Source organism: Streptomyces sp. 5K101 (genome assembly GCF_046506645.1).
Classification (GTDB): Bacteria; Actinomycetota; Actinomycetes; order Streptomycetales; family Streptomycetaceae; genus Streptomyces.
Window position 1 is genome coordinate 21,768 of the sequence record NZ_JBKFFO010000011.1, and the last position, 23,907, is coordinate 45,674.

A 23,907-nucleotide genomic window follows, 5' to 3' on the forward strand; every position below is an offset into this window, starting at 1 on the left:
CGTGTTGTGGTCGTTCGGCATCGCACGTGCCGAGATCGGGTGCGCCCAGTGGTTCTAGAGACCGCTGAGGCCCGACTTCGGAGCGGCACTGGTGCCGACACCGAGATCGACGTTGATGGCCTGCACAGCAGCCCGGACGTCGTCTTCCGTGCCGTCCTTGATCTTCCGCGAGGTGCTCATCGCCTCGAGGAACTTCGCAAGGATGTTGCCGAGACGCACCATCGAGGTGTTGATCTCCTGCTGCTTCGTGTTGAAGGCACCGGCACCGATACCCTTCCACTGGCCCTCAAGGCTGTCGATCGTGCCCTGAATCTGCTGCAGCTGGCCCTTGATCGAGTTGAACTTCTCAAACAGCTGCTTCTCGAGCTGAATGACTTGCTGATCTGAAAGCCGCTGGCCCTGTGACACGGTTGCGTTTCCCTTCTGAACTACTGTTGTGACCCGCTGGGTTGCGCTTCACCGGGTATGAGGTGAAGCCTGACTTGAGGTGAATGTCTGAACGGGCGGGCCTTCGAGCCCGGCCGTTGGGTCAGGCGCTGCGACGCTTCCGTACGGCAGCGAAGGCCCCGCCCCCGATCACCACCGCGGCGGCGATGGCTCCGATTGCCCATCCGGGCAGACTGCTGTCGCCCGAGGACTCTGAACTGGAGCCTGCCACGGGAACGGCGGAGTCCGGCTTGTCCTGGGGGGCTTGTGACGAAGCTGGTGCAGAAGAGGAAGGGGCACCGGTGGCTGGGATGTCGCCCCCGGTCTTCTCATTGGTGAGCGGGCTGACGTCGGGTGCTCCGGGGTCGCCCTTCTTGTCCAGGATGATCTGGCCGGGGCGGATGAGACCGTGGCCGAGGTAGACACTCCGGGTACCCTTCGCCCAGTCACGGCTTGCTGTGTCGAACATCGCGCGAAGAACCTGGTTGGCGGTCCAGTCAGGGTGCTGGGACCAGATGAGTGCGGCGGATGCGGAAGCGATGGCTGTGGCCGAACTCGTGCCACCATCCCCGTCGCAGTACTTGGTGAACGTCGAGTCGCACCAGCCGGGGATGTCGTTGCCCGGGGCAGCGAGGTCGATGTTGTCGCCGTGCTGGGAGTAATCGGAGACCGTACCCTTTTGATCAGCGGAGGCAACGCCGACTACGTCGGGATATCCAGCCGGATATTCGGGAGCATTGCTTTCTTTGGCGTTGTTTCCGGCACTGGCAAAGAACAGCTTACCCTTGCTGTGCGCGTATTTCGTGGCTTGCCGGGTGGCCATGTCCGAGTATGGGCTCCCGAAGGACATACTGATGATCTGCGCGTCGCTGTCAGCCGCAGCACGGATCGCGTCAGCCTGATCCTGGCCGTTTACCTTGTGCTTGTTCTGAAAGTCGGAGTCCGAAACACGAAAGGGGATGACCTGAGCGCCTGGAGCAACTCCCCGCAAGCCTCCGCCTTTTCCTGTTCCGACAATCAATTCGGCCATGGTCGTCCCATGCCCCGTGTAGTCGTCTGTTTCCTCGCCGTCGGCCTCTGTCGCGTCAAGCCCCTTCAGCACCTGTCCCTTCAGGGATGGCACGTCCGGGTTGACCCCTGTGTCGATGACTGCGACCTTGATGCCCTTACCGGTGGAGACTTGCCACAGCTCCTCCGCGTACATCGCTTCCAGGTACCACTGCTTCGCCTGGACATCCTCTGCAGTTGCGGCCAGGGCAGCACCCGTTGGGCCGGCGAACCAGACACCGGCCGCAGCTACCGTGCACACAACGCCTCGTCGCAAGGCACGAGACACACCGCGCTTCCCTGCCTGGCCCATCACTGACCCCATCCTGGCTTCCGAACCTTCCGTGTGCCTATTCGATGACCGGAGGAACGGCATTGCGGCGCCGTGCCTGCCAGGCCTCTTCGTCTTCCGTCAGGAACTCTGGACGCGACGAATCAGTACGCTCCTGCTCCTCGCTCTCGGGCTTGTCGTGCCCCTTCGCTCGCCTCACGAGCCCCGAGCCGCCCTGCGTGAAGCCACCAGCACCGGGGCGGGATCCGGTCCCGTCGGCACGAGGTGTACCAACAACTCCGTTCGGCCCAGCGGTGACCCGGGCTCCAGGGCGGGATTCGGGATTCGCCGTGGTCGCCCCGATGACACCCTGCTGACCGATCCGGCCACCCGAAGTGCGACCCGCAGGTGTCGAATCGGCACCAATCACCTTCCCCTGGGGGATCCGGGTGCCGGACGTCTTGTTCGCAGTCTGCTGCGGCTTGCCACCAAAGATGCCGTCTGCCCGTCCAGCACGGGAGGGTCCTGTCGACTTTCCGGTGTCGGCTCGGCCGGCCATAGGCGGGGGGCCGCCGGTGCGGCCTGTGACAGGGCCCGGGCCCTTGCCTGTCGAGGTGATGGGGCCCGTCGCCCCTGTGCGGCCCATCGGTGGCTGACCAGCTGTACGGCCCATGGGAGGCTGACCGGCTGTGCGACCCATCGGAGGCTGGCCCGCCTGGCGGTCTGCAGGCCCCGGGCGCCCTGTCACAGGATTGGTTCGGGACATATCCGCCCTGCCCACCGGGGGCCCACTCGGACCGGTCGTTCGCGCTTGACCGGGCTTGCCCACCGCACGCGACGTCATTTCCCGCCCGGGAGGCATACCGGTCACGGGAGGCAGGGGGACTGTCGGAGAAGGAGACGGTCCCGTGGTGGGCGACACCGGTGGGGGGGCAGATGGAGTAGTGGTCGGCGGGTGCTGGAGTGTGACGCTGTCGATCTGCACGGACGTACTCGGCGGCGGCGTGCCCACGGTGCCGATGGACTCCTTGCGCGATGAACCGTCGGTCCCCTGGGGTACCGACCGTTCCGACGTGTTCTCCCTCGCTGCCCTTTCGACCGAATCGGCATAGGCCGGGCTGTCGCTCTGTGGAACCCTGCGGCCACCCGTTTCTGGAGCCGGCACATGCGCCTTGAGCGCCCGCTCGAACTTCGGTGTCTCCGCCGCCGCCAGATTCTGCTCCGACACCGCGTAGTACGAAGCCAGTTTGTACATCTGGTTGATGGCTTCCTGTCGGTCCTTCTCGACCTGCACGGCCTTGTCGTACTCCGCCTTGTTGGCGGCACGCTCCTCCGGCGGAATCTCGCCAGGCTTCCGCTTGACCGCCCGGTCGTCACGCGGCGGCATCTTCACAGAGGCAAGACCAGTGCCGGCAACGGTGATCTGCGTGCCGGCAACGTCGGCAAACGCGGCAAGCTCTCGTGCGTGTCCGGCGAGTGCCCGTCCAAAGGACCGGAACTCCTCCCCGGATTCACCCTGCCAGTCCACCTTGTCGACGTAGGCCTGCAACTCCCGCGCGGCGTCCCTGAGCGCATCGCGTGCGTTCCACAGGGCGGTGCCCGCGTTTTCCAGGTCCGCCGGGTTGGTGTTCTCGACGAGTTTGATCAGGTCGTTGAGCTGCTTGCCTTCGAAGTCGCTGCGCGCGTACACCCCGCTCGAGTCCCAGACCGACGTGACGATCCTGGTTACGTCGGTGATCCCGAGCTGCACCTTGACGCGCGTCAGGTCCTGCTCGTGTTGTTCCTTGGGGCTCAGCTCCGGCGCATTCTCGGTCATCGGTAATTCCCGCCGTCTGAAGTGTTGTCGTTAGAGCCCGGCGTATGCGTCTTGTCGTCGTGCTTCTCACGCTTTTCGTCTGCCGCGTACCGCTCGTCGACCCGGGCCTTGATCTCCGCGAACCGGCGCCTCGTGTCCTCGTCCACGTTGTCGAAGCCGACGTCCGAGGCATGCACAGCGATGTTGAGCATCTCGATCTGGTCACCGAGGGACTGAGACAGTGAGACGAGCGACTGATGGACACGCTCGTACTGGGTGTAGAGCCCGTACGCTTCCGCGAACTCCTTGGATCCACCGCTGGTCAGCGACGCGGGCGAAATCGTCTGGGCCGACACCTTGGTCTTGCCCGCCGCCCCCTCCTCGAACGCGGTCAGCAGTGTGGTCACCCGCTTCTGAAACCGCTTCAGTGCCCCTACGCCGCGCTCGAGGTCACCCCTGGCCCCCGAGCCGCCCCCATCTTCTGCCGGAAGCACGATGCCCATTCCTCCCCGTTTGCTTCAGCTGTCCGCGGTGCGATCGTCGTGACTCGTCATCCGCCGATTGCATCGGATACCACTCTAACCACCAGGCATGACAGGCCAAGTGTCTTATCCGTCACGAGACTTCAACAGTCTCCGGACCGCGTCGTGTGCGCCTGCAATCGTCACCGCACCGGCCCCGTACTGCTACGCAGTGTCAGCCCGCCGCCCCCCGCGCGACCCGTCGGCTCCTGCGGCGGGAGTCGCGGAGTGCCACCGCCGAGCCCGCGATCGCCGCGACCGCCACTCCTCCGCCGACCAACACATACGTCGCCAGTCGCGCGTTGCGCTGGTCCGGCGTCTCGCCCAGGGGGAGTTCGGCCGGGGTCGGGGCCTCCGCGCGGGTCACGCCCTCGTGGGCGACCGGCTTCTCGATCGGCTTGTCGTCTTCGGTCAGGGCACGGACCGGGTCGACCACTCCCCAGCCGACGAGGCGGTCATGACCGGCGATCGAGCGTTCCGCCGTCTGCTGGATCTGGGCGACGATCTGCTCCTGGGTCCAGTCGCCGTGCTTGGCCTTGACCAGGGCGGCCAGACCGGCGACGTACGGCGCGGAGAAGCTCGTGCCGGTGTCGGCGCAGTGGCCGCCGCCCGGCACGGTGGAGACCATGTCGACACCCGGAGCGGCCACCCCCACGAAGTCGCCGGACTGGGAGAACTGGGCCCGCTCGTTGTTGCGGTCCGACGAGGCGACGGCGAGCACGCCGTCGTACGAGGCGGGATAGGTGCGCTTGACGTTGCCGCCCAGCCCGTCGTTGCCCGCCGAGGCGACGACGACGATCTCCTGCGCCAGGGCGGCGTCGATCGCCTGCTTGAGCGCCGGGGCCGGTGCCACGGCGTCGGCCGTGTCCTGCGAGATGTTGATGACGTCGGCCTTCTCGTCGATCGCGTGCCGGATCGCCTGGGCCAGGGTTTCGGCGGTGCCGTTGCCGTCCGCGTCGTTCTGCTGCACGGGAATGATCGTGGCCTCGGGGGCGAGCCCCACGAAACCGGTGCCCTTGGCGGGGCGGGCGGCGATGATGCCGGCGACCTTGGTGCCGTGGCCCACCGTGTCCGTGGTGCCGTTCTCCTTGCCGCGCTCGAGCTTGTTGCCGCCCGAGTCCTTGGCGTCCTTCGGGATCAGGTTCACGCCGCTCTTCGTGTCCACGGCTTTCGTCAGCTGCGGGTTCTTGACGTCGACCCCCGTGTCGATGACGGCCACCCGCACCCCCTTGCCGGTGGACTGCTTCCACAGCTCGTCGAGCAGGACGCGCTGGAGCGCCCAGGGTCGGCCTTCGTACGTCTTACCGGGGAAGGTGCACTGGGTACTGTCCGCCGCCGCGGTGGTCATCGGCAGGCCGACGACCGTGAGCGCGGTGGCGGCCGCGACGGTCAGCAGGCGCCGGCTGGTGTTCGTCATCTTCGTACCGGCCCTCACGAGCCCTGGGGCTGCCGCGCGGCCCCGGTCGACAGACGCGGCCCGGTGGGCAGGAACGTCGACCACTCCGCGGGGATGGGCCGCGGGTCGACACCCTTGTAACCGAGCCGGTTCTGGGCCTGTTGTGCTTCCGCCTGGCGCGCCTGCGTCTCCTCCGCCGAACCGGAGGAGCCGATGCCGGAGTCGTCGGTGGCGCTGTCGCCGTTGGACTGCATCGCGTAGCGCAGCCCGGTGTCGGTCACGAGGAAGAGGAAGCCGCTGCCGGTCGTCGAACCCTTGAACTGCCGGAACAGCTGGCCCGATCCGGGGGTGACGTAGGCGCTGCTGGATCCCGTGGGGAGGGTGGCCGGGAAGTCGGTACCGGCCCAGGTGCTCAGTGTGGTCGTCCCGTTGTCGGCATCCACCGATCGCAGGACGTTGCACACCGTGTTGCGGCTGCCTTCGGACGTGCTCGCCTCGTTCACGGGCACCGGTGCCGCTTGCGGCCACTTCTTGTCCTGGCCGAACGCCCGGCCCGGCTGGAAGGCGCCGCCGCTGACCGCGGTCGCCTCGCCGGCCTGGCCGAGGTCGACGAGCTGCCGGCTGTTGAGCAGCAGTTTGGCGGTGAAGTCCGACACGGGGGCGACCCGTCCCTGCAGGACGACGTACATCTGCTTCTTCGTGCCGCTCGTGGCGGACAGGACCATGCCGACCTTGTTGACCTGGGGGTCGAGTTCACCGGGGATGTTGGCAGGGGTGTTGACCTGCCCGGGGACGGTCGGGAAGGTGATGGTGTCGCCCTTGTGCAGGGTGGCGAGCCACGCCTCGGACACCCGCTGCGCCGCACGGCCCTCGCCGACGAGCTGGCGCAGCAGTAGTTCGTTCTTCTCCACGCGGTACGCCGTGCCCGACGCGTCGACCACGTAGCGGGTCTTGTCGGGGCCTTCGACGTAGAGCAGTTCGCCGCCCGTCAGTCGGTTCGCGCCTTCCGTGTTCTTCGCCTCACGCTCGGCGAAGACGAACGCCGCCTTCTGGATCGCCCGGCCGCCCTCGCCCGGCCGTTCGCACACGGCCCAGCGCTTGGCCGCACTGGCTTCCTTGCTGTCGGGCAGGCGGTCGGGCGCGTACGGGATGCCCAGCGTGGCGCCGTGCGGGATCTTGCCGCTGTCGAGGACCGACTCGTCGACGTTGATGACCTTGCCCTTGTCCGGGTTGAGCAGGAGCTTGGCCGACGACATGTTAAGAACCGGGTGCAACTGGACTTTCTTGCCGGTCTTGAGCACAACATAACGAGTCGTCGACTTACTGGCGATGATCACGTTCTCGCCGGGCTTGTCCCAGTCCTTGGGGGCGACCGGCTTGAACATCCCCCAGGCGCCGAAGATCGCCAGGATCACCACGCCGATGATGGCTCCGGGGAGCACAGCACGCAGGGGCCGTGGCGCGCCTTCCTCCGAGCCGGTCGCATTCGGCTGCACGAACTGTGCAATCAGCCTTCGCTTCGCGAAGGTGTAGGCGTTCAGTTCGTCCCGTCGTGATGCCATCTGTACGCAGTCCCTCTCCCCGCTGGGCGACCAGGTTCCCACACCCGCGCGGGGCGGCCTGACGCCGTGCCGCCCCTACTATGCCTCCTGGCGCTCGCGTCCCACTGCTCAGGTAGGGTGATCGCCCGGTCAACGCCCATGAGAATTTGGCTATTACGGACACGAGGGGGCAACGCGGCGATGGGTACGGCGACGCGTGCGCGGAACGGGCGGGCCACCGGTCAGGCGCCTGACACTTCCCGACGGCAACGCAGCAACGCGCCCGGAGGGCAGGGTGTCCGGGGTGTCCCGGCAACAACGACTCTGCGCCCTCTGTCCCGCACGAGCCGGGTCGGCCCGCTGCAGCTGAGGCAGCTGGTCCTCGTGGAGTCGGCGCTGGCCCTCGTCGCCGTGGGTCTGGCCCTCGGCGGCCTCTGGCTCGTGCCCACCTGCGTCGTGGCGGGTGCGCTCGTACTGCTCGCCGTGATCCGCCGCCGCGGACACGCCCTCCAGGACTGGCTGTCGACTGCTCAGGCGTTGCGTGCACGCAGGCGCAACACCGCGTCGGCCGCGCACGAGACCGATGCATCCCTCGCCCCGATCGCCGAGGGCGTCCCGGGCCTGCGCCCGTCGCCGTACGTCGACCGGAGCCGCCGCACCGTCGGCATGCTCGGCGACGGGAGCTTCCTGACGGCCGTGGTGCGCGTCGAGGCCAGCGGGTCTGCACTGCGGCCGGCATTCGGCGCCCGCGCCCTGCCGCTGTCACTGCTGGGCGACGCCCTGGCTGTCGACGACATCCGGGCCGAGTCGGTGCAACTGGTGCAGCAGGTCCGCGCCGCACCCGCGCCGCACCTCCCGCAGCAGTCGGTCGCCCGGCTCTCGTACGCGCCGCTGCAGGAGAAGACGGGCGCGCCCGCCCTGCGGATGACCTGGGTGGCGGTGAAGCTGGACCCCGAGCTGTGCCCGGAGGCCGTGGCGGCTCGCGGCGGCGGCTTCGAGGGCGCCCAGCGCTGCCTGGTCCGGGTGGCGGACCATGTCGCCAGCCGGATCACCGGCGCCGGATTCCAGGCCGTCGTGCTGGACCAGGAGGAGCTCAACTCCACCATGGCGACCGCGGCGTGTGCGAGCCCACGGGCGGCGGCGCGTGCGGGCCGGCCCGACACCGCTCCGCAGCGGCGCACCACGGAGACCTCCCGGGTGTGGCGGTGCGACGACCGCTGGCACACGACCTACGCGGTCGGCCGCTGGCCCGAGCTCGGCCGGGGCGCGACGCCGCTGCCCAAGCTGGTCTCGCTGCTCACCGCCGTCCCCGCGTACGCCACCACCTTCAGTCTCACCGTCCGGCGCGGTGCGCGTCAGGGCACGATGGACATCGGGGGTCATGTGCGGATCACCGGCGGTTCCGACACGGAACTGGTCGGTGTGCGCAGGAGTTTGGAGCAGGCGGCGCGGACCGCGAAGGTCGGCCTGCTGCGGCTCGACCGTGAACAACTGCCGGGCGTACTGGCGACGATGCCGCTGGGAGGTGCTCGGTGATGGGGCGCACGGGAATGTCCAAGGGCCTGCGGGGCCTGATCGGCCCCCGTCACGCGGGGCACACCATGACCGCCGATCACCTCGGCGCCCTCTCCCTCCCCGTGGGCGACGACGGGGTGGTCATCGGGGACGACGCCGAGGGGCGTCCGCAGATGGTGGGCCTCCATCGCTCGACCCCCTACGAGGTGCTGCTGATCGGCGGCCTGTGGACCGCGCAGGTGCTGGCGCTCCGCGCGGCGGGTACGGGCGCGAGGGTGGCCGTGGAGACCGGACGCGCACGGGAGTGGAGCGTGCTGGCCCAGGCGGCCGGCGCGGGCCTGGAGTGCATCACACTGCACGACGTGGGGCGCGTGCCTCCGATGGGTGCGACCGTCGGCAGCCCCGTCGTGGTGGTGCGCGACTGCGGCATGCGGCCGCCGCGGGGGCGCGTCGTGTCGTCGCCGTGGCAGTCGGTACTGACCCTTCTGCCGTATCTGAGCCCGGTGGCCCCGCGGTTGCTGCGGACCGCGACGCTGGTCGGCGTCCAGCGGGTGTCGCCGCAGGAGGCACAGCAGATCGGGCACATCCTGGGGCTCGCCCAGGGCGAGGTCGACGCTCTGCCGACGCTGGCGGACGGCGTCACGCTCTGGTGCGCCGGACGTGAACGGCACTGGGTCATGACGAGCGCGACGGACGCCGAGTCCGGCCTGCTCGGTGTGGCCCGCCGGATGGACTGAGCCCGTCGCGCCGGTCCGGAGAGGGTGAATGTTCCTGCAGACGCCTGTGAACCGCCCGGGCCGGCGTCCGCGTCACCTCACGGGGCAGGGTTTCGGATCACGGTTGCAGGGGTCCCAGGTCACGGTTGCAGGGTCCGGGAACTCGCTCACCACGTCCGGCCTGCTGGCCTAGGATGTTTCATGGTGACGGAGAGCGACGCCGAACTACTCGGCGCCACGAGGCACTTGGGCCGTTCACCCGGCTGCCGGAAGTCGGCTGTAGCGAAAGGAAGCCTGATGGGGAGCGCGCAGGAGAAGGACGAACTGTACGCACTGGACATCTCCGACGTCGAATGGCAGGGCCCTCCCGGCACCAGTCCGGACGAGGAACGGGTCGAGATCGCACACCTCCCGGGCGGTGCCGTCGCCATGCGTTCCTCCCTGTGTCCGGACACGGTTCTCCGGTACACCGAGGCGGAGTGGCGCGCGTTCGTGCTCGGTGCGCGGGACGGCGAGTTCGATCTTCGCTGAGGCATTCGTTCCTCGTCGGGGCTTCGACCTCCTCACACCAGCCGGCGGCTCGCGACGACCGGGCAGGGATTCGCGGGACCGCCGGTTCGTCATGACGCAGGCCACCGACGCCGAGACCGGATTGTTGGGCAGCGCCCGGCGGATGGACTGAGCGGCCCCGGATCTCGGTGCAGTTGTACTGGTTTGCCCCATGAGGTTCTTCACGCTCCGGCGTACCGGCGTCACATGCGGGCAGGGCGTGACGCACCGGACAGCGGCCGGGGGCGGGCGGGCCTGACGGAGTGGTCTTGTTGGCGATTAGGGTGGGTCAGGGCGCGGCAGAAGAACCCTCGGGGTTGAGCGCGTCCCCAGGGGGAGAGCCGGGCCGATCGGAAGTCAACGGTGGCCCCCGCCCACGACGGCACAAGGGTGCTCGACCACACCAGGAGGCAAAGTGAACGGCGATCGGGACGACATCCACGGGGGCTGGAACCTTCCCGTCGACGAGTCCGACGCGGAGCCCGCCGAGCTGACGGGTGAGTTCACCATCGACTACACCCCGCCTGCCTGGTACACGCAGAACGCGTCGGGCGACACCTCGGGCGGGAGCACCGGTCAGCACACCCCGCCTCCGCCGCAGGGTGCTCCGGTCGCCGTGCCGGGGCTGCCCACGGGCAGCGGTTTCGAGCCGAACTGGACACCGGCGCCGCCCGCCCCGCCCGCGGCCCAGGAGCCCGGCCCCGCCCCTGCTCCTGCTCCCGCTTCGACTCCCGCTCCGGCCGAGCAGGCGCAGCCTGCCGCCGCGGTCGCGCCCGCGGCGGACGACGCCTCGTCGCAGTCCTTCGGGGGCGGCGATCTGGAGAGCGGCGCCACCATGCGCTTCTCCGCCGCCGCGCTCAAGCGCGAGATGGCCGAACTGGCCGCCGCCAAGGAGGCTCAGGACTCCGAGGGCTCCGAGGGCTCGGAGGACGCCCAGGCCGCCGACGGCACCGCCGAGACCGCGGGCGACACCGGAGCGGGCGAGCCCGTCGATCCTCCCGTCGCCGTCGCCGGCACGGACGACGACCCCGCGGAGCCGGCGGACGCCTCGGACGGCACCCCGGCCGACGACGCTGCCCGCACTGCGGCAGGCGGGGAGGCACCGGCGGACGGCGAGGCCGCTGCCGACGACGTCCAGGACGCCGTTCCGCAGGACGCCCCGCCCGCCGCCGCGGCCCAGCCGTGGGCGCCCACGCCGGCCGCCGCCGCGCCGCAGGGCGAACTGCCGCCGCTGCCGCCCGCGTACCAGCCCGCCACACCGGCGCCCGCCCAGCAGTGGACGGCGCCGACCGCCGACCAGTCGGCGCCCTGGCCCACGCCCGCGCCCGGGCAGCCCGGCGGCTACGGCTTCCCGCAGCCCGGGCAGCAGGCCCAGCAGCCGCAGGCCCAGCCCGCCCCCAACACTCCGCCCGCGCCGGGCGGCTACGGCTTCCCGCAGGCCCCGCAAGCGGGTCAGCCCCTCCCGCCCCAGGCTCCGGGTCCCCAGGGCGGTTACGGCTTCCCGCAAGCCCCCCAGGCCCCGCAGCCCGCCCAGCCGCAGCCCCAGCCAGCTCCCAACGCCCCTACCCCACAGGGCGGTTACGGCTTTCCCCAGGCCCCACAGTCCGGACACCCCGGCCAGCCCGCGCCCAACGCCCCCCTGCCTGTTCCGCCCCCGGGGCAGCAGGCACAGCCCGGCCACCCGGGACAGCAGCCTCCCCAGGCACCCGTGTCCCAGCCTCCCGGCGCGCCCGTCGACCCGCGTACCGGTGGCGCCTGGCCCACTCCCGTCACGCACGATCAGCGCGAGCGGTCCGTGCCCGGCGCTCCCCTCGGGTACACGGCCGCTGTCGAGCTCTCCTCCGACCGGCTGCTGCGCAACAACCGGCAGAAGCCCAAGTCGAGCCGTAACCCCTCCAACGCCGCCCGTTTCAAGATCGGCGGCAAGAAGGAGGAGGCGGAGCGCCAGCGCAAGCTGGACCTGATCCGTACGCCGGTGCTCTCCTGCTACCGGATCGCGGTCATCAGCCTCAAGGGCGGCGTCGGCAAGACCACGACGACCACCGCGCTCGGCGCGACCCTGGCCACCGAGCGCCAGGACAAGATCCTCGCGATCGACGCCAACCCCGACGCCGGCACGCTCGGGCGGCGGGTGCGCCGTGAGACCGGGGCCACCATCCGTGACCTGGTCCAGGCGATCCCGTACCTCAACTCGTACATGGACATCCGCCGGTTCACCTCGCAGGCCCCGTCCGGGCTGGAGATCATCGCCAACGACGTGGACCCGGCCGTCTCCACGACGTTCAACGACGAGGACTACCGGCGCGCGATCGACGTGCTCGGCAGGCAGTACCCGATCATCCTCACGGACTCGGGCACCGGTCTCCTCTACAGCGCGATGCGCGGAGTGCTGGACCTCGCCGACCAGCTGATCATCATTTCGACGCCGTCCGTCGACGGTGCGAGCAGTGCGTCGACGACGCTGGACTGGCTGTCGGCGCACGGGTACGCGGAGCTGGTGCAGCGTTCGGTGACCGTCATCTCCGGGGTGCGCGAGACCGGAAAGATGATCAAGGTCGACGACATCGTGGCGCACTTCCAGACGCGCTGCCGCGGTGTGGTCGTGGTGCCCTTCGACGAGCACCTGGCCGCCGGCGCCGAGGTCGACCTCGACATGATGCGCCCGAAGACGCGCGAGGCGTACTTCAACCTCTCGGCGCTGATCGCCGAGGACTTCGTGCGGGCCCAGCAGCAGCAGGGCCTGTGGACGGCCGACGGCAGCAACCCGCCGCCGCAGGCCGCGCCGCCGATGCCCGGCCACCAGGGCCAGGGGCAGCCGCAGTGGCAGGGCGTCCCCGGTCAGCCGATGCCCGGCCAGCCCTACCCGCCGCAGCCGCACCACCCCCAGCAGCCGCAGCCGCCCTACGGCGGCCCGCAGCAGGGGTACCCGCCGCAGGGCCAGCAGCAGTCGCCGCCGTCGCAGGCGCAGTCCCCCGCGACGCCGGCCGGGCCGCCGCCCGCCGGGGCCGGACACCCCGGCACACCCGGCGTTCCGGGTCAGCCGGGCGTTCCCGGTCAGCCCCATCCGCAGGCGCCGGTGCCGCCGGCCGGATGGCCGCAGCAGCAGCCGCCCCAGGCACCGCCAGCCCCTCAGCAGTAGCGCGACAGAGGTCTCGACCAATGAGGGCCCGCACCGACTCGCCGGTGCGGGCCCTCGGCGTATTCCCGCAGCCCACAAGGGGTTTGAGCCACCGTTGACGCGGCATGACCACCCTGATAAACCTTCGCTTCACCAGCTGGCGAACCCATGATCACCAACCCGCCTTTTCCGAGCGACTCATGACGCGAGGTCACCGTCCATGGTCACAAAGGCTCCATCCCGCTCCGCCCGGCAACGCCCCCGCAACCGCCTGGTCCTCGCCGCGGGCGCCGCCGCCTCCGCGCTGGTGATGTCCGGCGCGGTCGTTCCGTACGCCCACGCGCAGCCGGAGAGCCGCGCTCTCGCGCCGGCCCTGTCGAAGGCCGCCGGTGAGGAGGACGGCAAGGACGGCAAGCAGGTCCTGACCGTCGCCGTCTCGCAGAGCGTGGACTCCCTGAGTCCGTTCCTCGCCGCGCGGCTCGTGAGCACCTCGATCCACCGGCTGGCCTACGAGTACCTGACGAACTACGACCCCAAGGACGGCCGGACCGTCCCCGGTTTCGCCACCGCGTGGAAGCCGTCCGCGGACAAGCTCACGTGGACGTACACCATCCGTGACGACTCGAAGTGGTCGGACGGCAGGCAGGCCACCGCGGAGGACGCGGCCTGGACGTTCAACAAGATGATGACGGACGAGAACGCCGCCACCGCCAACGGCAGCTTCACGGCCAACTTCGAGAAGGTCACCGCGCCCGACCCGAGGACCCTCGTCATCCGGCTGAAGAAGCCGCAGGCCACCATGACGGCGCTGGACGTGCCGATCGTGCCGAAGCACGTCTGGGAGAAGGTCGGGGACTTCTCGAAGTTCAACAACGACCAGCAGTTCCCCATCGTCGGCAACGGCCCGTTCGTCATCACGGACTTCAAGGTCGACCAGTATGTGAAGCTCCGTCCGAACAAGGACTTCTGGCGGGGTGCTCCGAAGTTCGACGAGCTGGTCTTCAAGTACTACAAGGACGGTGACGCCGCCGTCGCCGCGTTGCAGAAGGGCGAGGTGTCCTTCGTCCAGGGCCTGACCCCGGCGCAGGCCGCCGCGCTGAAGAGCACGCCCGACATCAAGGTCAACGACGCCCCGGGCCGCCGCTTCTTCGCCCTGGCGACCAACCCGGGCGCGCGGTCCAAGGACGGCCGGACGTTCGGCACCGGACACAAGGCGCTGCTCGACCCGACCGTGCGCAGGGCGCTGTTCCACGCGACCGACCGCAAGACGATCGTCGACAAGGTCTTCCAGGGCCACGCCGTCGAGGGCGAGGGCTACATCCCGCCGCGCTTCTCCGCGTACTTCTGGCAGCCCGAGGCCGGCCAGAAGATCGACTACGACCCGGCGCGCGCGGCGAAGCTGCTGGACGACGCCGGCTACCGGAAGAACGCCGCCGGCAAGCGCACCGGCAAGGACGGCAAGCCGCTCGACTTCCGCATCCTGTGCCACGCCACCGACCCGAACGACAAGGCGATCGGCAAGTATCTCCAGGAGTGGTGGGGCGAGCTGGGCATCGGCCTGAAGGTCGAGTGCCTCGACAACGTCTCCGACCCCTGGCTCAAGGGCGACTACGACCTGGCCTTCGACGGCTGGTCCGTCAATCCCGACCCGGACTTCGTCCTGTCGATCCACACCTGCGCCGCGCTGCCCGCCACGCCCAAGGACACCGGCGCGACCGACAACTTCATCTGCGACAAGCAGTTCGACGAGCTGTACGCCCAGCAGGCCGCCGAGTACGACCCCGCCAGGCGCGCGGACCTGGTCCGGCTGATGCAGTCGCGGCTGTACGACACGGGATACATGAATGTCCTCGCGTATCCGAACGCGGTCGAGGCGTACCGTACCGACCAGATCAAGTCCATCAAGACGATGCCCGAGGCCGCAGGCAACATCTACGGCCAGGACGGCTACTGGAGTTGGTGGTCGGCCGAGCCGGCGAGCGATGACGGTGGTGACTCCCGGAGCGGCTCCTCGACAGGTGTCGTGATCGGCGTCGGCGCGGTCGTCGTGCTGGCCGTCGCTCTCGGGCTCTTCGTCGCGATGCGGCGCCGTTCCACCGCGGAAGACCGTGAATAGACGATGAGCACCACGAGCACGACCGGCACGACCGCTGTGGCGCGGGCCCCCGAGGCCCGCGCCGCGAGCGGCCACGTACGCGCCTACCTCATGCATGCGGCGGGCAGGCTCGGCGGTGCGGCGGTCTCGCTGTTCGCCGTGCTCGTCACGAGCTTCTTCCTCTTCCGGATCATCCCGGGCGACCCGGTGAAGGCCATGACCCACGGCATGCCGACGTCCGCGGAGCAGTTGGCGACGCTGCGGCGCCAGTTCGGGCTTGACCAGCCGCTGTGGCAGCAGTTCACGGACTACTGCGGCAAGGCCCTGTCGGGTGATCTCGGCATGTCGTACCAGTTCCACGCGCCCGTCGGCGACCTGATCGCCCAGAAGGTCCCGGCGACGCTGCTGCTGACCGGCGTCGCCGTGGTCGTCTACTCGGCAATCGGGCTCTGGCTGGGCACGCGCTCCGCATGGCGGCACGGCAGTCTCGGCGACAAGCTCAACACGGGTGTGGCGCTGACGCTGTGGTCGGTGCCCTCGTTCTGGCTGGGCCTGCTGCTGATCATCGTCTTCGCGGTCGGCATCGGCCCGATTCCCGGCATGTTCCCGACCGGTGGCATGGAGTCCGGCAACGAGAGCGGCTTCGCGTACGTCGCCGATGTCGCGCACCACATGGTGCTGCCGGTGATCACGCTGGTCGCGGTCGGCTACGCGCAGACGCTGCTCGTGATGCGTTCCTCACTGCTCGACGAGATGGGCAGCGACTATCTGACGACCGCCCGCGCCAAGGGGCTGCGGGACGACGCGGTGCGCCGCCGGCACGCCGTGCCGAACGCGCTGCTGCCCACGGTGACGATGGTGTTCATCAACCTCGGTCATGTGGCGGCCGGTTCGATCCTGGTGGAGACGGTGTTCTCCTGGCCCGGCCTCGGCGGCCTGTTCTACCAGGCGCTGAGCGTGCCGGACCTCCCGCTCGTGCAGGGCCTGTTCGTGGTGTTCGCCGGCGCGATGATTCTGATGAACCTCCTCGCCGACCTGTTGTATCCGCTGCTCGATCCCCGGGTGGGCCGATGACGACGACCCCCGTCGAGAAGACCGCACCGTCCGCCGCGTCGCTGGCATGGGCGCGCCGCCGTGACTCGGTGGCCCGTTTCTGGCGGGCGTACCGCACCCACCGCGCCGGGCTGTACGGACTGGCCGCGCTCGCGCTGATCGCCCTCCTGGCCCTCGCCGCGCCGCTGCTCGTCGGCTCCGACGTGCAGAGCGTGACGAACGCGCCCGGCACCGCGCTGGAGAAGCCCAGCGGCGAATTCCCGCTCGGGACGGACCAGTTCGGCCGGTCGCTGCTCGGTCTGCTGCTGTGGGGCGCGCGGATGTCGCTCACCGTCGGACTGCTGGCCGCTGCCCTCTCGGTCGCCATCGGCACCCTCGTCGGCATTGTCGCCGGACACCACGGCGGCTGGCTCTCGACCGTGCTGATGCGGATCACGGACTGGTTCCTGGTGATGCCGGCGCTGGTGCTGGCGATCGTCCTGGCCACCGTCATGTCACGGAGCATGTGGACCGTCGTCGTCGCCATCGGCGTCACCAGCTGGCCCACCACGGCCCGGCTGGTGCGCGCCCAGACCATCGCCGTCGAGTCCCGGCCGTACATCGAGCGCGCCAAGGCGCTCGGCGGCGGACACGCACACATCATGAACCGTCACGTGCTGCCCAATGTGATGCCGCTGGTGCTGGCGCAGACGACGCTGGGCATCTCCACCGCCATTCTCACCGAGGCGACGCTGGCCTTCCTCGGCCTCGGCGATCCGACGGTCGTCTCCTGGGGCGGACTGCTCCAGGACGCGCGTGAGGCGGGTGCCGTCTCATCGGGCCACTGGTGGTACCTGGCGCCGCCCGGTATCGCGATCGCCGTCGTCGCCCTCGCCTTCACCCTGTGCGGACGGGCGATCGAGTCCGTGCTCAATCCGAAGCTGGGGGTGACGCGATGACCACGCCGGGCCTTCTCGAGGTCAGGGACCTCCATGTGACCTACGGCTCCGGTGCGCGGGCCGTCCCCGCCGTACGCGGTGTCGACCTCGCGCTCGCCGGCGGCCGCAAGCTGGGGGTCGCGGGCGAGTCCGGCTGCGGCAAGTCGACGCTCGCCCTCGCCCTGCTGCGGCTGCTGCCCGCGTCCGCGCGCCTCACCGGCGAGATCCTGCTCGACGGCGAGGACGTGCTGACGATGAAGTGGGGACGGCTGCGGGCCGTCCGCTGGGCCGGGGCGTCGATCGTCTTCCAGGGTGCGATGCACTCGCTCAACGCGGTGCACCGCGTCGGCGACCAGATCGCCGAGCCGATCCTGCTGCACGGCAGGGCCACTCCGGCCGAGGCAAGGACGCGCGTCGGCGAGCTGTTCCAGCACGTGGGCCTGCCGGTCTCCCGCGCGGACGCGTATCCGCACGAGCTGTCCGGCGGGCAGCGCCAGCGAGTCATGATCGCGATGGCCCTGGCCTGCGATCCCCGGCTCATCGTGGCCGACGAGCCGACCACCGCTCTCGATGTGATGATCCAGGCTCAGATCCTGCGGCTCATCGAGCAGCTGGTCGCCGAGAAGGACATCGCCCTGCTGATGATCAGCCACGATCTGGGCGTCCTCGCCGACACCTGCGACGAGCTGGCCGTGATGTACGCGGGCCGGATCGTCGAGGAGGGGCCCGCCCGAGAGGTGTACGGCGCGGCCCGGCATCCGTACGGGCAGGCGCTGTCGGCCGCGTTCCCGCGCATCGGCGACCCGGCGTCGCGCCGTGCCCCGCGCGGCCTGCCGGGCGATCCGCCCGACCCGGCGTCGCTGCCCGGCGGCTGTACGTTCCACCCGCGCTGCCCCGTCGCCGTGGACGCCTGCGCGAGCGAGGACCAGGTGTTGGTCGCGGCCGGTGAGGGGCGTCGCGCGGCCTGTCTGCACGTGGGGGCGAAGCAGCTGTGAGCCGTACCGAGGAGCCGAGCGTGACCACCACTCCCCTGCTGTCGGCGGCCGGACTGCACGTCGCCTTCCCCGGGCGGCGGGGCCGCCCCGCCGCCCGGGCGGTCGACGGGGTCGATCTCGACATCGGTGCGGGCGAGATCGTCGCGCTGGTCGGCGAGTCCGGGTGCGGCAAGACCACGCTCGCCCGCTCGCTGCTCGGCCTGGTCCCGCCGACGTCGGGCCGGGTGACGTTCGGGGGGCAGCCGCTGGACTACGCCTCCCGCGCGCTGAAGCGGTACCGCAAGCGGGTGCAGCTGGTGCTCCAGGACCCGAGCGGCTCGCTCAACCCGCGGCACACCGTGTACGACGGGGTCGCCGAGGGCCTGCGCATCCACGGGTACGCGGGCGACGAACGGGTGGCCGTCGCCGAGGCGCTGTCGCGGGCGGGGCTGCGGCCGCCGGAGCGGTTCTTCCTGCGCTACCCGCACGAACTGTCCGGCGGGCAGCGCCAGCGCGTGGTGATCGCGGGCGCGCTGGCGCTGGAGCCCGAGCTGATCGTCGCCGACGAGCCGGTGGCGTCGCTGGACGCCTCCGTCCGGGGCGAGATCCTCGCGCTGCTGCTGCGCCTGCGGGACGAACTGGGCCTGTCCGCGCTGGTGGTCACGCACGACCTCGGGCTCGCGTGGAACATCGCGGACCGGGTGGCGGTGATGTACCTGGGCCGGATCGTGGAGGCGGGCCCGGTGGAGGAGGTGCTGACGGCGCCCCGGCACCCGTACACCCAGGCGCTGCTGTCGGTGCTCCCGGAGTCGGAGAACGCCCCGGTGGTCCTGACGGGCGAACCCCCGGACCCGTCCCGGATCCCGTCCGGGTGCCGTTTCCACGCCCGCTGCCAGGTCCTGTCCTCGGGCGAGGCGGCGCGGGCGGGGGTGGCGGACCTGTGCCGCGAACGGGACCTGCCGGTGCTGGGGAGCGCGGGGGTGGCGTGCCACTGGTCGGGCTGACCCCGGGGGCGCTGCGCCCCCGGGTTCCCCCCTGCCGGGGGGCGTGCCGCTGAACGCGGACGCCGGGCTCAGGCCGGGGCGGTTTCCCCCACCCCACCCCTCCCCGAAACTCTGCCGAGACCGGGGCTCCGCCCCGCCGGCCCCGCGCCGGCTGCACGGCGCTGCACTGAGCCGGCCCGCTGGCTCGGTCGCCCACCGGCGGGGCCGCGGGCCCCTGCACGGGGCGGGGCGCGCAGGGGTCGTGTTCGGGACGTAAAGCGTCGTGAGTCACCGCAACGCAGGTTCGTGAAAGCAGTCCCGAATTCGAGCCCCGGAGCGGCCCGAGGCCAAGCCCCCGGGACCGGGCCACGCCCGAGTGCGCAGCCCGGTACGCCGCCCGCCCGAGGGCTACGCCGTCAGTTCGCGGCAGCGCTTCACGTCGTCCGCCATCGCCACCAGCAGCGCGTCGATCGAGTCGAACTTCTGCTGGCCCCGCACGAACGCCAGGAAGTCCACCGTCACGTGCAGCCCGTACAGGTCCAGGCCGACGCGGTCGATCGCGTACGCCTCGACTGTGCGCTCCGTGCCGTCGAACTGCGGGTTCGTGCCGACGGAGATCGCCGCCGGCATCCGGTCCCCGTTCGCCGTCAGCCAGCCCGCGTACACGCCGTCCGCCGGGATCGCGGTGTGCGGCAGGGTCTCGACGTTCGCCGTGGGGAAGCCGAGCTCACGCCCGCGCTGCGCGCCGCGGACCACGACGCCCTCGACGCGGTGCGGGCGGCCGAGGATCTCGGCGGCGCCCGTCACGTCGCCCTCGGCGACCAGGCGGCGGGTCAGGGTCGAGGAGAACGGCTCGCCGCCCCCTGCCTCGCCCGAGACGAACAGGTCCACAACCTCGACCTCGTAGTCGTACGTGGCGCCGAGCTCGGTGAGGAAGGCGACGTTCCCGGCGGCCTTGTGGCCGAAGCGGAAGTTCGGCCCCTCGATGACCGCGCGCGCGTGCAGCTTGTCGACGAGCACCTTCACGATGAAGTCGGCGGGCGACAGCTTCGAGAACTCGACGGTGAAGGGCAGGATGAGCACCGCGTCGACGCCCAGCTCCGCCATCAGCTCCGCACGGCGGTGGTGGGGGGCCAGCAGCGGCGGGTGGCTGCCGGGGCGCACGACCTCGCTGGGGTGCGGGTCGAAGGTGACGACGACCGACGGCACGCCCAGCTCGCGCGCCTTCTCCACGGCACGACCGATGATCAGCTGGTGTCCGCGGTGCACCCCGTCGTAGGAGCCGATGGTGACGACGCTGCGTCCCCAGTCCTCGGGGATGTCCTCCAAGCCACGCCAGCGCTGCACTGTGACCGCTCCTCGCCCGAACCCGTGTACGTCATTAACGATTACGCAGGTCTAAGACTGCCATGCCCGTGACTCCCGCTTCGCATCGGCACCTGGCTGCCGGGCCTCCAAAGCGTCCCCCACGTGTGCGGACCGGCCACGAGGGCCCACTCCTCCGGGTCCTCGGCGAGCCATCGGGTGAGCGCGGCGGCGAAGCGGGGCACGGTCCCGGCGAGTTCCACGAGACGGCGGTCGATGCGGGCCGCGCCGCCGGGGCTGCGGACCAGCAGGAGGCCGGTGCGGTGCACCAGGGTCCTGGTCGTGGCCTCGTCCTGGGTGCCGCAGCCCAGGGCCGCGGCACCCAGCACGGCGTCGAGCACCTCCAGGTCGCGGGCCTCGTACTGCTCGTAGCGCAGCAGGACGTCGAGGAGCTCGGCGCGCAGCGGGCGGGACGCGGGGCTGCCGGGCGCGGCGAGTACGGGTGCGAGCGCGCTGCGTACGCGGGCGGGCCGGCCGCGCAGCAGGCGGGTGACGAGGGGGAAGAGGACGGCCCGGTCGACGGGCGGGTGCTCCAGGCGGTGCTCGACGTAGGCGGCGGCGTGCGGCGCGCCGCAGGGGCGGTCGTCGACGTACTCGCAGACGAGGGCGGCGACCGGCCGGGCGGTGGTGGGGGTGGTCGCCCGGGCGAGCACATCCATCAGGCGGCCCGTGTCGGTGGCCCCGGGCCGCAGCAGCCGGGCCCGGAAGGCGGCGAGCACGGGGCCGGGGTGCGTGGCGAGCGCGCCGGTGAAGGCGGCCGGGGCCAGCTGCGGGTCGCCGTCCGTGAAGCGGGCGAGCGCCCGGTCGAGGTAGCGGCCGCGGCTGACGGGGTCGCGGACGAGGAGGGCCAGCGCCGGGCCACTCGGCGGTCCGGGCCGCGCGAGCAGCGCGGCCGCGGCCCGCCGCAGCAGTTCGCGGTCGGCGTCGGCGGTGATCGTGGCGTCGGCGGCTCGCGCGTGGGCGGCGGCCGCGGCCCTGCGGTCGGGACGCGGGTCGCGGGCCCAGCGGTGGACGGCACGGCAGTAGGCGGCGGGTTCGTCGGCCGCGAGGGCGGCGAGCAGCTCGGCGGCCCGCCGGTGGCCGGTGTCGACGAGGGCTTCGGCCAGGCCGTCGGGGTCCTGGCCCCGCCGGGCGTACAGGAGGGCCTGTGCGGCGGCCGAGACGGTGGGCCGTACGGCGGCGGCCGGCCCGGCGGCGAGCGGTGTGTCGTCGGTGAACCACCGGCACAGCAATGGCTGTACGGCCCGGGGGTCGGCGGCCAGTCGCTCGGCGGCCAGGTCGAGGAAGCGCGGCGCGGCTGCGCCCCTGCCCGGAGCGGGGTCGGCGGGAAGGAGGCGGCGCAGCAGGTCGAGGCGGGACGCCTCGCCGAGTGGCAGCCGTGCCCAGAACGCGGGCCCGAAGTCCTCCCGTTCGCCGGGGACGGCGACGACGCGCCGCGCGAGCAGCCGCAGCACGCCCACGTACGGCTCGGCGTCCGGCACGCGGTGCAGCACCTCGGTGAGCAGCCGCACCGCCCACCAGCGGGCTTGCCGGTCCTGCGGCGACACGTCGGTACGGTCCAACGCGCCGACGAGGGCGGTCAGTTCGGCGACGAGCCGGCCGGGGCCGTGCTGCCGGGCGAGGAGCAGCAGGGCCTGTACGACGGGGCCGCTGCGGTGGCGCGGCAGGGCCGGTGCCGTGTCGGCGCGGCGGTGCACGAGCGTGCCGAGCGCGGTGCCGAGGTCCAGATGGACGCCCTGGATCCAGTCGCCGAACTCCTCGTGGGCGAAGCGGTAGCCCGCGCCGGCCGGGACGAGCAGTCCCTCGGTGAGCACGGCGGGGGCCCAGCCGGACGCCCAGGGGAAGAGGTCCTCGAAGGACCGGCGGTCCAGTTCGCCCTGTCCCGGGCCCAGGCAGCGCCGTGCCGCCTCGTGCACCCGGCCGGCCACCCGGGCGGCGAGCCGCCGTACGGCGGTGCCGCGCGGGGCCGGTGCGGACGCCGCGGCGACGCGGACCGCGATGCGCAGGCAGACCAGGTCGAGCCAGGCCGCGAAGACGTCCTCGCGCCCCGGACTGCCGGCCGCCTCCGCGGGCAGGGCCCGCCGTACCTCGGCGAGCAGGCGTAGGGCGAGCGGATGCCCCGCGTCCCGGTCGGCGAGGGCGTGCTCGGGCAGGCCGTACCGCTCCCGCATCAGGCGCGCCTGTTCCGGTCCGAGGTCGCCGATCCGTACGACGGGGCGCGCGGTGCGGGGATGGGGGGCGGACGGCCGGTACAGGTCCGCGGCCTGATCCCAGTGCTCGGGGCCGCAGCCGACGATCAGATGCACCAAGTGGGCGGCCAGCCAGTCCGCGGTGGCCGGCGCCCACTGGGCGAGCCGGTGCGCCACGGCGGGCGGCATCTCCTCGGGGCCGTCGAGGACGACGAGGAGAGGGCGGCCGGCCGCGTGGGACAGGTGCGCCACCAGCTGCGGGGTGACGCCCGCGAGGTCGGCGGTCCCGTCGGCGGCGGCCCGGATGCGTGCCGCGTGACGCAGCGTACGGGCCATCGCGTCGGCGACGGACGAGTCGTCGGGGTGCAGGTCGGCTCCGCGCAGCCACAGAGTGGGAGCGGGGTGGGGGCCGGCTGCGCGCCGTGCGGCGAGCGCCGACAGCTGCGTGCTGCGTCCCGTGCCGGGTGCGCCGACGAGTCCCAGCACCCCGGGGGCGGACCGGGTGAAGGCGGTCAACTGGGCGGCGGTTTCGGGGCGTTCGACTGGATCGGGCCAGGCGCCGTCCGCTCCGGCGGGTCCGCAGGAGACGGCGGTGAGTTCGAGGACGGCGGCCAGGTTGAGGTCGTCGCCGTAGGCGGGGACGGTGGCGGCGTTGCGGCGCAGCAGCGCGGCGAGCGGTCCGTCGGGGTGGCCGGGGCGCAGGGGCCGGGCGACCGCCGCCGCGCGCTGTCCGGGCGGGGCCGCGCCGAGGACGGCGAGGACGGCGCCGGTGGCCGCGTCGAGCACCGGTCCCCCGACGGCCGACCGGCCGCGGCGGAGTGCGTCGCTGCCGTCGGTGCCCATGGCCAGCTCCATGGCGCCCGGCTGCGGGACGTCGTGGGCCGCGCCGAGGACTCTGGCCTCGCGCCAGCCGTCCGCAGCCAGTCGTACGTATGTCCCCGGCGCGACCTGGTCCCGTGCGCCGATGGGCAGCGGGGGAACGGCGAGTCGGCGGGTGCGGATCAGGGCGAGGCCGGGGCCCGGGAGGCGGGTGACGTCATCCGCCGCGGCGGTGCTCTCTCGGCCGCCGGGCGCCCTGACGAGCACGGCGTCGTGCCCGTCGACGGTCTCCTGACCGGTGACGACGGTGCCCGAGTCGTCTGCGACGAAGCCGGCGCCCAGCGGCCGCCCGGCCAGATCGCAGATCCGTACCAGCGTTGCCGGACTGCCCTGTTCCATGCGGTCGACGGTAGGTCGCCGATGATCAACGCACGAGTCCGCGTCACAAAAGCGCCCCCCGAGTGCGCCGTCAGGTACTCCGAGCGCCTGCACGATGAGGTGAATCCCGGCGTTACGGCGGACAGGCTGTGGGTGGGGGAAGCGAGGGGGGTCGTGGCACGGGCGGCAGCACCGCCCGTGCCACGAAGCGTTTCCGGTCCTGCGGCCCGACCCGCCCT

17 protein-coding genes are annotated in these 23,907 nt (G+C 71.5%); 9 read left to right on the forward strand and 8 right to left on the reverse strand.

Features of this window, described 5'->3' with window-relative positions; translation table 11 throughout:
• Positions 1-54: 54 nt before the first annotated feature.
• From ACLB9X_RS21425 to eccB, 6 genes are all read right to left on the reverse strand, one after another.
• On the reverse strand, positions 55-408 hold the full coding sequence (locus tag ACLB9X_RS21425) for a WXG100 family type VII secretion target (protein ID WP_410361991.1): 354 nt from the start codon (positions 406-408) through the stop codon (positions 55-57).
• A 121-nt stretch (positions 409-529) separates the two neighbouring features.
• Positions 530-1,798 (reverse strand): S8 family serine peptidase, encoded by a 1,269-nt coding sequence (locus ACLB9X_RS21430; RefSeq protein ID WP_410361992.1) that lies wholly within the window; start codon positions 1,796-1,798, stop codon positions 530-532.
• A gap of 25 nt (positions 1,799-1,823) precedes the next feature.
• Positions 1,824-3,560, reverse strand: coding sequence for a hypothetical protein (locus ACLB9X_RS21435; protein WP_410361993.1), 1,737 nt, complete (start codon positions 3,558-3,560; stop codon positions 1,824-1,826).
• Positions 3,557-4,042: a hypothetical protein gene (locus ACLB9X_RS21440; protein ID WP_410361994.1), complete on the reverse strand. Its 486-nt coding sequence runs from the start codon at positions 4,040-4,042 to the stop codon at positions 3,557-3,559. The genes ACLB9X_RS21435 and ACLB9X_RS21440 overlap by 4 nt, the downstream gene beginning before the upstream one ends.
• A gap of 193 nt (positions 4,043-4,235) precedes the next feature.
• Entirely contained in the window at positions 4,236-5,477 is a 1,242-nt protein-coding gene (gene mycP / locus ACLB9X_RS21445) for a type VII secretion-associated serine protease mycosin (protein ID WP_410361995.1), read from the reverse strand.
• Between the two features lie 14 nt (positions 5,478-5,491).
• A complete protein-coding gene (eccB, locus tag ACLB9X_RS21450; RefSeq protein WP_410361996.1) occupies positions 5,492-7,018 on the reverse strand; it encodes a type VII secretion protein EccB in 1,527 nt (508 codons plus the stop codon).
• A gap of 180 nt (positions 7,019-7,198) precedes the next feature.
• On the opposite strand from eccB, the gene eccE reads away from it, so the two are divergent.
• The 9 genes from eccE to ACLB9X_RS21495 all read left to right on the forward strand — a co-directional run bounded on the left by eccE (position 7,199) and on the right by ACLB9X_RS21495 (position 18,938).
• The gene (gene eccE, locus ACLB9X_RS21455; RefSeq protein ID WP_410361997.1) at positions 7,199-8,533 is read left to right on the forward strand and encodes a type VII secretion protein EccE; all 1,335 of its coding nucleotides are present in this window, start codon (positions 7,199-7,201) and stop codon (positions 8,531-8,533) included.
• Positions 8,533-9,249, forward strand: a complete 717-nt coding sequence (locus ACLB9X_RS21460) for a hypothetical protein (RefSeq protein ID WP_410361998.1) — start codon at positions 8,533-8,535, stop codon at positions 9,247-9,249. The genes eccE and ACLB9X_RS21460 overlap by 1 nt, the downstream gene beginning before the upstream one ends.
• A 276-nt stretch (positions 9,250-9,525) precedes the next feature.
• Complete coding sequence (locus ACLB9X_RS21465; RefSeq protein WP_410361999.1) at positions 9,526-9,759, forward strand: DUF397 domain-containing protein; 234 nt, start codon at positions 9,526-9,528, stop codon at positions 9,757-9,759.
• 433 nt (positions 9,760-10,192) lie between these two features.
• Positions 10,193-12,916, forward strand: a complete 2,724-nt coding sequence (locus ACLB9X_RS21470; protein ID WP_410362000.1) for an SCO5717 family growth-regulating ATPase — start codon at positions 10,193-10,195, stop codon at positions 12,914-12,916.
• Between the two features lie 199 nt (positions 12,917-13,115).
• Positions 13,116-15,011, forward strand: a complete 1,896-nt coding sequence (locus ACLB9X_RS21475) for an ABC transporter substrate-binding protein (protein ID WP_410362001.1) — start codon at positions 13,116-13,118, stop codon at positions 15,009-15,011.
• 3 nt (positions 15,012-15,014) lie between these two features.
• Positions 15,015-16,064, forward strand: coding sequence for an ABC transporter permease (locus ACLB9X_RS21480; protein WP_410362002.1), 1,050 nt, complete (start codon positions 15,015-15,017; stop codon positions 16,062-16,064).
• Positions 16,061-16,981, forward strand: a complete 921-nt coding sequence (locus ACLB9X_RS21485) for an ABC transporter permease (protein WP_410362003.1) — start codon at positions 16,061-16,063, stop codon at positions 16,979-16,981. Before ACLB9X_RS21480 ends, ACLB9X_RS21485 begins: the two co-directional genes overlap by 4 nt.
• Entirely contained in the window at positions 16,978-17,955 is a 978-nt protein-coding gene (locus ACLB9X_RS21490) for an ABC transporter ATP-binding protein (RefSeq protein ID WP_410362004.1), read from the forward strand. Before ACLB9X_RS21485 ends, ACLB9X_RS21490 begins: the two co-directional genes overlap by 4 nt.
• A 20-nt stretch (positions 17,956-17,975) precedes the next feature.
• Positions 17,976-18,938: an ABC transporter ATP-binding protein gene (locus ACLB9X_RS21495; protein WP_410362005.1), complete on the forward strand. Its 963-nt coding sequence runs from the start codon at positions 17,976-17,978 to the stop codon at positions 18,936-18,938.
• Between the two features lie 387 nt (positions 18,939-19,325).
• Here ACLB9X_RS21495 and ACLB9X_RS21500 read toward each other — a convergent pair whose 3' ends face one another.
• Both ACLB9X_RS21500 and ACLB9X_RS21505 read right to left on the reverse strand, forming a co-directional pair.
• Entirely contained in the window at positions 19,326-20,264 is a 939-nt protein-coding gene (locus ACLB9X_RS21500) for a bifunctional riboflavin kinase/FAD synthetase (RefSeq protein ID WP_410362006.1), read from the reverse strand.
• Positions 20,265-20,305: 41 nt separating this feature from the next.
• Positions 20,306-23,689: a serine protease gene (locus ACLB9X_RS21505; protein WP_410362007.1), complete on the reverse strand. Its 3,384-nt coding sequence runs from the start codon at positions 23,687-23,689 to the stop codon at positions 20,306-20,308.
• Positions 23,690-23,907: the final 218 nt, after the last annotated feature.

Coding starts and splice junctions, on each gene's coding strand:
- ACLB9X_RS21430 (WP_410361992.1), bottom strand. CDS start 1,798: ATGGGGTCAGTGATGGGCCAGGCAGGGAAGCGCGGTGTGTCTCGTGCC.
- ACLB9X_RS21435 (WP_410361993.1), bottom strand. CDS start 3,560: ATGACCGAGAATGCGCCGGAGCTGAGCCCCAAGGAACAACACGAGCAG.
- ACLB9X_RS21440 (WP_410361994.1), bottom strand. CDS start 4,042: ATGGGCATCGTGCTTCCGGCAGAAGATGGGGGCGGCTCGGGGGCCAGG.
- mycP (WP_410361995.1), bottom strand. CDS start 5,477: ATGACGAACACCAGCCGGCGCCTGCTGACCGTCGCGGCCGCCACCGCG.
- eccB (WP_410361996.1), bottom strand. CDS start 7,018: ATGGCATCACGACGGGACGAACTGAACGCCTACACCTTCGCGAAGCGA.
- eccE (WP_410361997.1), top strand. CDS start 7,199: ATGGGTACGGCGACGCGTGCGCGGAACGGGCGGGCCACCGGTCAGGCG.
- ACLB9X_RS21460 (WP_410361998.1), top strand. CDS start 8,533: ATGGGGCGCACGGGAATGTCCAAGGGCCTGCGGGGCCTGATCGGCCCC.
- ACLB9X_RS21465 (WP_410361999.1), top strand. CDS start 9,526: ATGGGGAGCGCGCAGGAGAAGGACGAACTGTACGCACTGGACATCTCC.
- ACLB9X_RS21475 (WP_410362001.1), top strand. CDS start 13,116: ATGGTCACAAAGGCTCCATCCCGCTCCGCCCGGCAACGCCCCCGCAAC.
- ACLB9X_RS21480 (WP_410362002.1), top strand. CDS start 15,015: ATGAGCACCACGAGCACGACCGGCACGACCGCTGTGGCGCGGGCCCCC.
- ACLB9X_RS21485 (WP_410362003.1), top strand. CDS start 16,061: ATGACGACGACCCCCGTCGAGAAGACCGCACCGTCCGCCGCGTCGCTG.
- ACLB9X_RS21490 (WP_410362004.1), top strand. CDS start 16,978: ATGACCACGCCGGGCCTTCTCGAGGTCAGGGACCTCCATGTGACCTAC.
- ACLB9X_RS21505 (WP_410362007.1), bottom strand. CDS start 23,689: ATGGAACAGGGCAGTCCGGCAACGCTGGTACGGATCTGCGATCTGGCC.